Source organism: Micromonospora sp. NPDC002717 (assembly GCF_040295705.1).
Lineage (GTDB): Bacteria > Actinomycetota > Actinomycetes > Mycobacteriales > Micromonosporaceae > Micromonospora.
Genome location: NZ_JBEOVW010000027.1, coordinates 68,395 through 81,164, shown reverse-complemented (window position 1 = coordinate 81,164; position 12,770 = coordinate 68,395). Strand labels below are relative to the sequence as shown.

Annotated in this window: 8 protein-coding genes and 1 pseudogene; 6 read left to right on the top strand and 3 right to left on the bottom strand. The window is 72.8% G+C overall.

The features are described from left to right. Positions 1-234: pseudogene (locus ABT006_RS28715) on the bottom strand (C39 family peptidase); the annotation flags it as partial. Between the two features lie 557 nt (positions 235-791). On the opposite strand from ABT006_RS28715, the gene ABT006_RS28710 reads away from it, so the two are divergent. Both ABT006_RS28710 and ABT006_RS28705 read left to right on the top strand, forming a co-directional pair. Continuing rightward, positions 792-1,280: an ArsC/Spx/MgsR family protein gene (locus ABT006_RS28710; protein ID WP_350711441.1), complete on the top strand. Its 489-nt coding sequence runs from the start codon at positions 792-794 to the stop codon at positions 1,278-1,280. A gap of 83 nt (positions 1,281-1,363) precedes the next feature. Continuing rightward, entirely contained in the window at positions 1,364-3,037 is a 1,674-nt protein-coding gene (locus tag ABT006_RS28705; RefSeq protein WP_350711440.1) for a right-handed parallel beta-helix repeat-containing protein, read from the top strand. Positions 3,038-3,050: 13 nt separating this feature from the next. Here the strand turns inward: ABT006_RS28705 and ABT006_RS28700 are convergent, their stop codons facing one another. Beyond that, on the bottom strand, positions 3,051-3,233 hold the full coding sequence (locus ABT006_RS28700) for a hypothetical protein (RefSeq protein WP_350711452.1): 183 nt from the start codon (positions 3,231-3,233) through the stop codon (positions 3,051-3,053). 19 nt (positions 3,234-3,252) lie between these two features. Here ABT006_RS28700 and ABT006_RS28695 point away from each other — a divergent pair, with 19 nt between their 5' ends. From ABT006_RS28695 to pulA, 4 genes are all read left to right on the top strand, one after another. Then, positions 3,253-3,921: a hypothetical protein gene (locus ABT006_RS28695; RefSeq protein ID WP_350711438.1), complete on the top strand. Its 669-nt coding sequence runs from the start codon at positions 3,253-3,255 to the stop codon at positions 3,919-3,921. Positions 3,922-3,958: 37 nt separating this feature from the next. Then, positions 3,959-4,348 (top strand): DUF6841 family protein, encoded by a 390-nt coding sequence (locus ABT006_RS28690; protein WP_350711436.1) that lies wholly within the window; start codon positions 3,959-3,961, stop codon positions 4,346-4,348. 91 nt (positions 4,349-4,439) lie between these two features. Further along, positions 4,440-5,126, top strand: coding sequence for a cellulose-binding protein (locus tag ABT006_RS28685; protein ID WP_350711434.1), 687 nt, complete (start codon positions 4,440-4,442; stop codon positions 5,124-5,126). Between the two features lie 151 nt (positions 5,127-5,277). Continuing rightward, positions 5,278-10,779, top strand: a complete 5,502-nt coding sequence (gene pulA / locus ABT006_RS28680) for a pullulanase-type alpha-1,6-glucosidase (RefSeq protein WP_350711432.1) — start codon at positions 5,278-5,280, stop codon at positions 10,777-10,779. A gap of 112 nt (positions 10,780-10,891) precedes the next feature. Here the strand turns inward: pulA and ABT006_RS28675 are convergent, their stop codons facing one another. Then, entirely contained in the window at positions 10,892-12,532 is a 1,641-nt protein-coding gene (locus tag ABT006_RS28675; protein WP_350711430.1) for a hypothetical protein, read from the bottom strand. Between the last annotated feature and the right edge of the window lie 238 nt (positions 12,533-12,770).

The window sequence follows — 12,770 nt, the reverse complement described above, 5'->3', positions numbered from 1 at the left end:
GCCCTGCACGCTCAGGGCGTTGCGGGTGGCGGCGGGGCCGCAGTAGAAGAAGTTCGGCTGGGCCTCGTAGTGCACGCCGAGTTCCTTCTCGCCGCTCTTGCGGTCCTGGGTGGTGGCGGGCTTGCTGTCGGCGGGGGCGGCGTGGGCGGCGGTGACGGGGCCGGCGATGGCGCCGCCGGTGAAGGCGAGGCCGGCAGCGGTCAGGGCGGCCTTACGGATCAGGTCGGTACGCATGATCGTATGCACCTTTCGATCGGGGGATGCGCGGCACACACCGGAAGGGGGGCGGGTGCGCCGCGGGGTGAGGAAAGGTCACGCCAGAAGTGGGGTGCGCCCGGGGGGCGCGGTCCCGGGGGATGTAACGACGCGGGTCCGGCCGGCATTCCGGCCGGTTGCCCCGGGCCGCCGAAACGGTCCCGGGGGTCACGCGCTCACGGTGGTTACAACGCCCCGGCCTCCCGGCCCATGCCCGGCGGGGCGGTGGCGCCCGCCACCGCAACCCACCACCAACCGGACACGACACCCCAGGCGACCGGCACCCCGGGCGACCGTGCGTCGTCCGTGCCCGAATGTCGGTTTGTGCCGTACGGCCGCCGGCGAGGCGTCGGCTGCGAGGTGGTGACCCGTCTGCCCGCTTCCACAGGGCCCGACGGGCCGAGCGCGGGAGGACCTGTCGCGCTGCCCCGCCTGTGGGGCAGCTCGACAGGGGCCGGGCAGCGGTACCCCGAGCTGAATGGCCTGCGAGGTCGTCCGGGCTTTCCAGCGCCGATCCGGTCGGCGAGGCGCGTCGGGTGCCGGTCCGTATCGCGGTCGCCGTGGCCGCCGCCGGCCGGAAACGGGACTGCTGCGACCATGACGGCATGGAGATCTGGAACAACCCGTCCTGCTCGAAGTGCGCCGCCGCCCGGTCCGCCCTGGACGAGGCCGGTGTGGGTTACGGGGTGCGTCCGTACCTGGACCGGCCGCCGAGCGCCGCGGAGTTGACCGAGGTGCTGCGCCGGCTCGGCGCGCGCCCCTGGGACGTCTGCCGGACGCAGGAACCCGCCGCGGTCGCCCTGGGCATGGCCGACTGGGCGCGGGACGAGGCGGCCGAGCCGCGCTGGATCGACGCGATGGTCGCCGCCCCGGAGCTGATCCAGCGGCCCCTGCTGCTGCTCGACGACGGGAGCGCGCTCGTGGGCCGTACGCCGGAGGCGGTGGCGGAGGCGGTGCGCCGCAGCGGCGCGGCGCCCGGCGGCGGCGCGGCGCCGGGCCGCCCCTCGCCCCCGGTGAACAGGTGAACCGGTGACGCGTTTCCGCCCGTAGCCGCCGGGAATGCGGCCTGCTCGGAGTGCACCCGCCGCACGCCGAGGAGGAGGGGTCGATGTCGCGCCGGAGCCTGTCCACCGCCGTTCCGCAGCGGCTCACCCCGGTCGCCGGGGCGCCCCTGTGGTGCGACGCGCGCGCGTACGGGCTGCGCGGTGACGGCGTGACGAACGACCAGCCGGCGCTGTCCGCCCTGGTGGACCGACTCGGCGACGGGTACACCGCCGACGGGCGGGCCCGGGTGATCTACTGCCCGCCGGGGATCTACTCGATCCGGGACGCGGGCACGGTGTGGCGCAGCGGCGTGTCGCTGATCGGCGCGGGCCCCGGAGCGACCCGGTTCCTGCTGAGCAACGAAGGGAACCGGGCGGAGCCGACGCCGCTGGCCTTCTGGACCACCGTGCAGCACGGCGCGAACCGCGACCGGCACATCGCCGACTGCACCTTCGCCGACTTCGAGATCGACGGATCCGGGGTGGCGATGGTCGAGTACAGCTACCTCGCCAAGGGGCTCGGCCTCCAGTACGTCGTGCGCGGCGTCTTCCGCAACCTCTACATCCACCACACCGGGGCGACCGGCCTCGGCTGCGACTTCCTCCAGGACAGCCTCATCGACGGGGTGGTCGTGGTGGGCTGCGGCCGCCTGGACAACGGCGAGGAGATGGGCGGGGCCGGCATCGGCGTCGGCATCGGCGGGTGGGGCGAGGTGGAGCGGCTCACCATCGCCAACTGCACGACCGTCGGCAACGGCACCAACGGGATCTTCCTCGAACTGCAGAAGGACCACTGGACGCCGCCGCGCGGCTACCGCATCATCGGCTGCCACAGCCAGGCCAACCGCTTCGGCATCTCCGACTGGGGCGCCGACGGCCTGATCGTCTCCGCCTGCACCCTCACCGGCAACCTGGACGCCGGCTTCGACGTCTCCGCCAACGGCACGGCGGGGGTCGCGGGCCGCGGCGGGATCCTCACCGACTGCGTCATCGACCGCAACGTCCGCGACGGGGTCAGCATCGGCAACACGCCGGGCCCGTACACGATCCGTGGAAACCGGATCAGCGGCAACGGCGGGTACGGCCACCACGAGCACGACCTCGGGCACGGCTACCGGGGCGCGGCGGCGGACGTGGTCGTCGACAGCAACGAGTTCTGGGACAACGGCCTGGACGCGATCCGGATCGACCGGCCGATGACCGACGCGGTGGTGGTGAACAACCGCATCCGTAGCAACGGTCGGCGGTGCGCCCCGGCCGCGGCCGGCGGGGGCGAGTCGGTGCGCTACCACGACCGGTCCGTGACCGACCAGACGGCGCACTGGCCGCGCGACGGGCACCGGGGCAAGGTGGTGCGGGTCGGGTCACGGAGGGCCGTCGTGGTGTCCAACACCGACACCGACCTCACCCTCGCCGAGGTGCGGGCGGACTCGCCGACCGGGTGGAACGAGGACACGCCGCCGCCCGGCGCGTCCTATGAGCTGCCGGCCGCGCCGCCGGTCCGGGCCGGCATCACCGTCAACGCGGCGGTCGACTCCGCGACGGTGCGGGGCAACCGCGTCTGGGACCACCGCGACGAGCAGACCCAGACCCACGCGCTCTGGATCACGCCCGACGGCAGTTGCGTGTCCTGCCGGATCGAGGACAACGACTTCGCCGGCAACGCGGTCGGGCCGGTGCGGCTCGACACCCCGCCGGTCGGCGGCCGCTGGGACCGCAACCACCACGACGAGAACTGACGCCCGCCGGTCGTCAGCGCGCGTCGTCGGTGGGCGTCGCCGCCTCCGCGTGCCGGTCGCGCAGCCGGGCCCGGATCTCCTCCGGGGTGTACGCCCGACGCCGCCGTTCCGCCCGCGCGATCACCACGCCGGACGCCGCGACGCCGGCGAGACCCGCGAGCCCGAGCACCTTCCACCACCGCATCCGTTGCCGCATCGGCCTAGGGTAGACCCCCATGAGCATCAGCCTGGACGAGGCAGTGGAGCTGACCCGCACCGGCGACGTGTGGGTGTTCCGGGGCCGCAGCGTGCCGGACCGGGCCATCCAGTTGACCACCAACAGCCCGGTCAACCACGTCGGAATGGCGGTGGTGCTGGACGACATGCCGCCCCTGATGTGGCACGCGGAGCTGGGCAGGTCGCTGCCCGACATGTGGTCCGGCACCCACCAGCGCGGCGTGCAGTTGCACGACCTGCGGGACGCGGTCTGCGTCTGGGCCAACCGGTACGGCCAGCGCGCCTGGCTGCGCCAGCTCGACCCGCCGGCCGACGCGGAGATGGAGAACGCGGTGCTGCGCACCGTCGCCCGGCTCGACGGCACGCCGTTCCCCTCCACCGCCCAGCTCGCCTGGCGCTGGGTGCGCGGTCGGGTGCCGGCGATGCGGGTCCCGGCGCTGCCCGGGCGGGGCCGGGACCGCTCCGGGGCGTCGGTGCGCGACCGCGCGCTGGAGACGGCGTACTGCGCGGAGGTCGTCGCGGTGACCTACGAGGCGATGGGGCTGCTCCCCGCCGGGCGGCGTCCGAACTGGTACGACCCGGGCCGGTTCTGGAGCGGCGACGACCTCGGCCTGGCCGGCGACGCCCGGCTCGGCGCCGAGATCGAGGTGCACATCCCGCCGCGCTGAGGTTTGGCCCGGCGGCCGGCAGGCAAATTCTGTCCCTGTGAGAGCCTCCACCGATCTCGACACGCTGACCGACTTCTTCGACCGGTACGGCGTGGCGCTGACCACCGGCGACCTGCCCGCCATCGCCGGCTGTTACGCGTTGCCGGGGCTGGTGGTCGCCGACACGTACAGCTTCTCGTTCACCTCCCCGGCGGCGGTGGCACTGTCCTTCGTGGGCGCCGCCCCCGACTACCAGGAGCGCGAGCTGGTCGCCGCGCACGCGGCCATCGAGGACGTGCAGCCGATGTCGGCACTGCTGACGATGGTGGCCGTCGAGTGGGAGTTCCTGGACAGCCAGGGTCGAGCGGTGCCCGGCGAGCGTTACCGCTACCTGCTGCGCGCCACCGACGACGGCCCGGTCATCTGCACGGTCCTGCGCGCCGCCTGACCGTCCCGTCCGGCGGGGCCGTTCCGGCGTCCACCTCCTTGCCAGCGACCGCTACGCTTTCTCGGACGACCGCTGGAGGAGGGTGTCCGGCATGCGCCGAGCATCGAGCAGGTCCTACGGCACGGCCGTCATCGCGTCCTCGCCGTGGATCGTGGTGTCCGTCGGCGCCGGGGTGATGGTGGTGCTGTTGGTCATCGCGCTCGGCGCCTACCGGGGGCGCAGCCCCGCGTTCGACGCGCAGCCCGGCCCGCCCGAGCCGACCCTCGCCCTGCTCGACCCGTGGCCCGCGCCGAGCGTGCCGGCCACGGCCGCGTCGCCGTCGCGGCGGGCGTCGCCCACGCCGTCCGGCCGCGTCACCGGCCGGTCCACTCCGGACGGGCCCACGCCGGCGCGTTCCAGCCGTACGCCGTCCCCGAACCCTGGCGGAGACGAGGACACGGTGCTGCTGCTGCCGCCGACCGCGTCGCCGGTGAGCGGGCGGTACCGGGTGGTGGACGAGTCCCACGGCGGGTTCGTCGGCGAGGTGCTGGTCAGCAACACCTCCCGGGACGGCCGGGCGTGGACGGCCCGGCTCGCCTTCTCGGGCGGTCGGCTGGGCAGCGCGTGGATCGAGGGCGCGCCACAGGGGACGGCCACCCGGACCGACGACGGTTTCACCTACCGCAGTGGCCAGGATCTGGCCGGGGGAGCGTCGGTGGCGCTGCGGTTCTACGTCCAGCGCGCGGAGAGTCGCCCGGCAAGCTGCACCGTCGACGGCGTCGCCTGCCACGGGCTGTAGGCCACCGACGTTTCGCAGGGCCCGGCGCGAACGCGCCGGGCCCTGCTTTTGCAAGCGCACTGCTTTGTTGCGACTCTGTTTGCAAGGTATTGCAGAATGTTTCGGCAAGGGCTAGCGTGCGGGCCAATCAGCGACCAGAGGAAGGCCGTCGATGAAACCCCCGCCGATACCGCGCAAGGCCCTGCTCGCCCTCGTCTCCCTGCTCACCCTCACCCTCGTGGGCACCCCGGTCGCCGTACACCAGCTCGGCGCCGACGCCACCGACGGCACGGACGGCACCGGGCCGCTCGCCGCGGCCGGGGCCACCCAGTGGCGCGCCGAGCCCCCGGCGGAGGCGCTGCTGGCGGCCGGCGGCAACCAGGCCCGTGCCGAGCAGTTCTACTTCGTCCTGCCGGACCGGTTCGCCAACGGCGACCCGCGCAACGACGCCGGCGGCCTCACCGGGGACCGGCTCTCCACCGGGCTGGACCCGAAGGACAAGGGCTTCTACCACGGCGGCGACCTCAAGGGCGTCACCGACCGGCTCGACTACATCCAGGGGCTGGGCACGACGGCCATCTGGCTCGCCCCGATCTTCAAGAACCGTCCCGTGCAGGGCACCGGTTCCGACGTCTCGGCCGGCTACCACGGCTACTGGATCACCGACTTCACCCAGGTCGACCCGCACTTCGGCACGAGGGACGACCTGAAGCGGCTGGTGAGGCTCGCCCACCAGCGCGGGATCAAGGTCTACCTCGACGTCATCGTCAACCACACCGCCGACGTCATCAAGTACGCCGAGGACAAGTACACCTACGTGGACAAGGCGACCTCCCCCTACACCGACGCGCAGGGGTGGGCCTTCGAGGACCGCCACTACGCCGACGGCAGCCGGGACTTCCCGAAGGTCGACACCACGTCGTTCCCGTACACCCCGACGTTCGACACCCCGGCCGACGCGAAGGTCAAGGTCCCGGCGTGGCTGAACGACCCGACCATGTACCACAACCGGGGTGACTCCACCTTCGCCGGGGAGAACAGCGAGTACGGCGACTTCTTCGGGCTCGACGACCTGTGGACCGAGCGCCCCGAGGTGGTGCGCGGGCTCACGAAGGTCTACTCCGAGTGGGTGGAGTCCACCGGTGTCGACGGCTTCCGGCTGGACACCGTGAAGCACGCCAACCTCGACTTCTGGCCGCAGTTCAGCCAGGGCATCGAGCGCGCCGCGGACCGCGCGGGCAAGAAGGACTTCTTCATGTTCGGCGAGGTCTACAGCGCCGACCCGGAGATCACCTCGACGTACGTGCGGCGCGGTGGCCTGCCGGCCACCCTCGACTTCGCCTTCCAGGAGGCCGCGCGCGGCTACACCGCCGGCGACGGCTCCGCCAAGGCCCTCGCCGACGTGTACGCCCGCGACGACCTCTACCGCTCCCGGGACACCGACGCGCGGCGGCTGACCACCTTCCTCGGCAACCACGACATGGGCCGGATCGGCTCGTTCATCGCCGGTGGCGGCACCGACCCGGCCAGCCACCTGCGCCGCGACCGGCTCGCCCACGAGCTGATGTTCCTCACCCGCGGCCAGCCGGTGGTCTACTCCGGCGACGAACAGGGCTTCACCGGTCCGGGCGGCGACAAGGACGCCCGGCAGGACATGTTCGCCTCCCGCACGCCCGACTACCTCGACGACGACCTGCTCGGCACCGACCGGACGCACGCGGTCGACCAGTTCGACCCGACGCACCCGCTCTACCGGGCCATCGCCGAGCTGGGCGCGCTGCGCCAGGCGCACCCGGCCCTGCGCGACGGTGTCCAGGTCACCCGGTACGCCGCCGACGGACCCGGCGTCTTCGCGTTCTCCCGGATCGACCCGAAGCAGCGCACGGAGTACGTCGTCGCGGTGAACAACGCCGCGACCGCGCAGACTGTCACCGTGGACACCTGGTCGGCCGGCGCCACCTTTGCCGGCGTCTACGGCGGCTCGGCCGCCCCGGCCGCCGCCGCCGACGGCAGGCTCGCCCTGACCGTGCCGCCGCTGTCGGCGGTGGTGCACCGGGCCGGCACCCCGATCGCGCTGCCCGACGCCGCGCCGAAGATCACGATCGCCGCTCCGGCGCCCGGCGAGCCCGTCGCCACGAAGGCCGCCGTCACCGCCCAGGTCACCGGCGACCCGCTGGCCACCGTCACCGTCGCCGCCCGGGTCGCCGGCGGGAAGTGGACCCTGCTCGGCAGCGCCGACCGGGCCCCGTACACCGTCCACCACGACCTGACCGGGCTGGCCGGCGGCACGACCGTCGAGTACAAGGCCGTCGTGCGCGACGGCAGGGGCCGGACCGCCACGGCCCGGTCCACGGCCACCGTCGGCACCCCGGCCCAGTCCGCCTCCCGGGACTGGGCGGTGGTGCACTACCAGCGCCCGGCCGGCGGCTACGACGACTGGGGGCTCTACACCTGGGGCGACATCGACCCCGCGTACGCCACCGAGTGGCCCAAGGGACAGCCGTTCGCCGGCGAGGACTCCTACGGCCGGTTCGCCTGGGTGAAGCTCAAGCCGGGCGCCAAGTCGGTCGGCTTCCTGGTGGTCGACAGGAACGGGAACAAGGACGTCGGCCAGGACCGCACCATCGACGTGACGCAGACCGGCGAGGTCTGGGTCAAGCAGGGCGACCCGGCGATCTACCCGACCCGGCAGGCCGCCACCGGCGAGCCCGACCCGCCCGTCGAGGACGGCACCGCGCTCATCCACTACCGCCGCGCCGACGGCAACTACGACGGCTGGGGCCTGCACCTGTGGGACGGCGCCGCCAACCCGACGGACTGGGCGAAGCCGCTCGCCCCGGCCGGCGTCGACGCGTTCGGCGCGGTGTTCCGGGTGCCCCTCGCAGCCGGGGCCACCGGGCTGAGCTACATCATCCACTCCGGGGACGAGAAGGACCTGCCGGAGGACCAGCGGCTCGACTTCGCCACCGCCGGCCGCGAGGTGTGGCTGCTCGCCGGAACGCCCGGGCGGCTGCTGCCGTCCACCGCGTCCGGCGCCGCCCGGGACGTCGACATCACCAGGCAGAAGGCGCACTGGCTCGACCGCTCGACCGTCGCCTGGCAGACCGGGCCCACCGACGGCAGGACGTACGCCCTGGTCACCGCCCCGGCCGGCGGGGTCACCGTCGCCGACGGCGAGCTGACCGGCACGTACACCACGCTGCCGTTGACGGCGCAGCGCAACGGGCTCACCGAGGCCCAGCGCGCGGCCTTCCCGCACCTGTGGGCGTACCGGAGCTTCGCCCTCGACCGGCGCGACCTGGCCAGGGTCCCCGCGGCCCTGCGCGGGCAGCTCCTGGTGACCGAGCGGGACGCGGAGGGCACCCTGCTCGCCGCGACCGGCGTGCAGATCCCCGGGGTGCTCGACGACGTCTACGCCCGGGCCACCGACGCGAAGCTCGGGCCGACCTTCGCCGGCAGGGTGCCGACGCTCGCGGTCTGGGCGCCGACGGCGCGGCAGGTGTCGCTCCAGCTCTTCGACTCGCCGACCGGGCAGCCGAAGGCGGTGGCGATGCGCCGCGACGACCGCACCGGCGTCTGGTCGGTGCGCGGCGCCCGCGACTGGCACGGCAAGTACTACCGCTACCAGGTGCAGGCGTGGCAGCCCGCGACGCAGCAGATGGTCACCGCCGCGGTGACCGACCCGTACTCGCTGGCGCTGGCGCCGAACTCCACGCACAGCCAGATCGTGGACCTGGCCGACCCGGCGCTCGCGCCGGCCGGCTGGGCGACGCTGCGCAAGCCGGCGGCCGTGCCGTCGGCGAAGGTGCAGATCTCCGAGCTGTCCGTCCGGGACTTCTCCGTCGCCGACACCACCGTGCCGGCCGAGCGGCGGGGCACCTACCTCGCCTTCACCGATCCCCGGAGCGCCGGCATGGCGCACCTCAGGGCGCTCGGCGACGCCGGGGTGACGCACCTGCACCTGCTGCCCGCGTTCGACTTCGCCACGATCCCCGAGCGGCGGGCCGACCAGCGGCAGCCGGCCTGCGACCTGGCCGCGCTGCCGCCGGACTCCGAGGAGCAGCAGCGGTGCGTCGCGGCGGTGGCGGACACCGACGGCTACAACTGGGGGTACGATCCGCTGCACTACACCGTGCCGGAGGGCGGCTACGCCGTCGACCCGGCCGGGGCGAAGCGCACCACGGAGTTCCGGCAGATGGTGGCCGGGGTCAACGGCGCGGGGCTGCGCGTGGTGATGGACGTCGTCTACAACCACACGTCGGCGGCGGGTGCCGACCCGAAGTCCGTGCTCGACCAGGTCGTGCCCGGCTACTACCACCGGCTGCTGGAGGACGGCAGCGTCGCCAACTCGACCTGCTGCGCCAACACCGCCCCGGAGCACGCCATGATGGGCAAGCTCGTGGTGGACTCGCTGGTCACCTGGGCCAGGGCGTACAAGGTGGACGGCTTCCGGTTCGACCTGATGGGCCACCACCCGAAGGCGAACATCCTGGCCGTGCGGAAGGCGCTCGACGAGCTGACCGTGGCCCGCGACGGCGTGGACGGGAAGAAGATCCTGCTCTACGGCGAGGGCTGGAACTTCGGCGAGGTAGCCGGCGACGCCCGGTTCGTGCAGGCCACCCAGGCCAACATGGCCGGCACCGGGATCGGCACCTTCAACGACCGGCTCCGCGACGCGGTGCGCGGCGGCGGGCCGTTCGACGCCAACCCGCGGGTGCAGGGCTTCGCCTCCGGCCTGTTCACCGACCCCAACGGTGATCCGGTGAACGGGTCCGCGGCCGAGCAGCGGGCCCGCCTGCTGCACCAGCACGATCTGATCAAGGTGGGGCTCACCGGCAACCTGCGCGGCTACCGGTTCACCGACTCCGCCGGCCGGCAGGTCACCGGCGCGCAGGTCGACTACAACGGCTCGCCCGCCGGCTACACCGCCGTGCCCGGGGAGGCGGTCACCTACGTCGACGCGCACGACAACGAGATCCTGTACGACGCGCTGGCGTACAAGCTGCCGCAGGACACCCCCGTGGCGGACCGGGCCCGGATGCAGGTGCTGGCGCTGAGCACCGTGGTGATGGGGCAGGGTCCCGGGTTCGTCACCACCGGCACCGAGCGGCTGCGCTCGAAGTCGCTGGACCGCAACTCGTACAACTCGGGTGACTGGTTCAACCAGATCCGCTGGGACTGCGCCCAGGGCAACGGGTTCGGCGCCGGGCTGCCGCCCGCGCAGGACAACCGGGACAAGTGGCCGTACGCCAAGCCGCTGCTGGCCGATCCGGCCCTGGTGCCGGACTGCGCGGCGATCAACATGACCGACGCCCGGTACGCCGAGCTGCTGAAGATCCGGGGCTCCTCGCCGGTCTTCGGGCTGGCCACGGCGGAACAGGTGCAGAAGCGGGTCGCCTTCCCGCTCTCCGGCGCGGCCGAGACGCCCGGCGTGCTCACCATGACGCTCGACGGCCGCGGCCTCGACGGGCGCTGGAAGTCGGTGACGGTGGTCTTCAACGCCACCCCGGAGGCGGCGACGCAGCAGCTGACGGGGCTGCGTGGGGCGGACGTGGCGCTGCACCCGGTGCTGCGGACCTCGGCGGACGAGGCGCTGCGCACGGCCTCGTTCGACCGGGCGAGCGGCACGTTCACGGTGCCGGCCCGCAGTGTGGCGGTGTTCGTGCAGAGCTGACGCGCGGCGCGAACCGGCCCCCTCCCGCGAGTGCGGGAGGGGGCCGGTTCGGTGTTCGTCCGGTCCGTGCGGCCGGTGCCGGTGGCGCCGGCCGCACGTCGCCCGAGGGTGATCAGCCGAAGCAGTTCTCCACCGGAGTGGGGCTGCCCTCGCAGTTGGTCGGCTTGTTGCCCCTGATCGCCGACTTGTCGTCCACGTCGACGTCGCCCTGGTAGTTGAAGATGCCGCCCGGCTTCAAGGTGGAGAAGTTGTCCGCCACCTTCGTGTTGTGCAGGGTGACCTCGCCGCGGACGTTGAAGATGCCGCCGGCGATGCCGATCGGGCCGACGGCCCGGTTCCGGACGATCGCACTGTCGCGGAACGTGACCTGGCTGAACAGGTTGAACACGCCGCCACCGAAGAACCCGGCGACGTTCTCCGCGATCTCGCTCTTCTCGACCGTGGCGTGGGTGCCGAAGCCGAGCGCGAGGCCGCCGCCCACGCCGACGGTGGTGTTCTTGGCGACCAGGACGTGCTTCAGGTCGAGCTGGCTCTCAGCCGTCGCGATACCGCCACCCGCGACCCCCGCGAAGTTGTCGGTGATCTTGGAGTCCTTGACGGTGGTGTCGCCCTCGACGTCGAGCAGGCCGCCGCCGAAGCCGAGCGTCTCGTTGCGGCTGATCTCGCTCTTGTCGATCCAGACGGTGCCGCCGTCGATGTCGTCGTGCCGGTGCAACTCCGGGGCGCCGTTGGCGATGCCACCGCCGCCGATGATGGCCTGGTTGTGCGTCACCTTGGACTCTTCGACCCGGAGCAGGCCGGCGTTGAAGATGCCACCGCCGAAGAGGAAGGCGGTGTTGTCCTCGACGGTCGTGTGGCGCAGGTTGGTCTTGCCGTAGTTGGCGATGCCGCCACCGTTGCCGCCCGACTGGTTGCCCACGACGTGGGTCTTCTCGAGGTCGGCCTTACCGCCTGGCTGCACCAGGATGCCGGCCCCGTCGTGCGTCTGCTTCTTCTTCTGCTTCTCCTCGGCGGAGACCTCGGCGCCGGGGGCGGCCTCGGCGTTCGCCGCCGCCGCGCCCTTGGGCGCGGCCTGGAGCAGCTCCAGGTACGGCTTGCCGGCCTGGGCCGCGGCGGCGGCCTCGACGGAGTTGGCGTACCGCGACCACACCGCCTCCGCCGTCATCCGCGGCTCCTTCTTGCGCTCGACGGTCTGGCCGTTCTTGACGGTCAGGCCCTTGAGCGTCAGGTCGCCGCCGCTGCCGACGTTGAAGATCCGGAACTGCTCGGCGGTGGCGTCCCGCTCGATCTTGGTGTTGTGGCCCTTGAGCGTGATCTTCTCCTTGATCACGGGCAGGCCGTTGCCGTGGTTGTCCGAGCGGGTCAGCTTGTAGGTGCAGTCCTTGGCGAGCTTGAACTCGCCGCCGTGGTTGTTGTTGGCGAAAATGATCGCCTGGATCAGCTTGTCCGAGTCGCAGGGCACCTCCCTCCCGCGGTCCTTGTCGTGCCGGTCCCGGTCCTCCTTGCCCTCGTGGCCCCGGTCGCCTTCGCGGCCCCGGTCGTCCTCGCGACCCTGGTCGCCGTCCTTGGTGACCTGGGCGGTGGACCAGTTCAGGGCGTCCGCGCCGACGGCGCCGGCGCCGGTGGCCACACCCACGGCGGCAATGCTGACCACGCCGGTCAACCCGGCCACACCGCTGGCGAGCCAGAGCTTGCGGCGACGCTTCTGCGCCGCCGGCCGCTCGGAGTCGTTGTTCGTTAGGTAGTTGGACATCGGAGCTCTCTGCCCTCTCCTAGTACCAGACAGGGTCGCGACGCCACAGGCGAGCGCCCCCTGCTACAAATCGGTTGTAGCTCCCGAACCGACAGTATGAGAATCTTCCTCACCTCGAAGGCATATCCGAAAGAACCCCACATTCGGTACGGGCCCCTCGTGCGCGGTGTGGACGACCCGGGCGGGCCGATCGCTCGCACTGGTGCCGGTAGGGGAGGCGCTCGGCTACGGTACGTAG

Coding starts and splice junctions, on each gene's coding strand:
- ABT006_RS28675 (WP_350711430.1), bottom strand. CDS start 12,532: ATGTCCAACTACCTAACGAACAACGACTCCGAGCGGCCGGCGGCGCAG.
- ABT006_RS28700 (WP_350711452.1), bottom strand. CDS start 3,233: ATGCGGCAACGGATGCGGTGGTGGAAGGTGCTCGGGCTCGCGGGTCTC.
- ABT006_RS28685 (WP_350711434.1), top strand. CDS start 4,440: ATGCGCCGAGCATCGAGCAGGTCCTACGGCACGGCCGTCATCGCGTCC.
- pulA (WP_350711432.1), top strand. CDS start 5,278: ATGAAACCCCCGCCGATACCGCGCAAGGCCCTGCTCGCCCTCGTCTCC.
- ABT006_RS28695 (WP_350711438.1), top strand. CDS start 3,253: ATGAGCATCAGCCTGGACGAGGCAGTGGAGCTGACCCGCACCGGCGAC.
- ABT006_RS28705 (WP_350711440.1), top strand. CDS start 1,364: ATGTCGCGCCGGAGCCTGTCCACCGCCGTTCCGCAGCGGCTCACCCCG.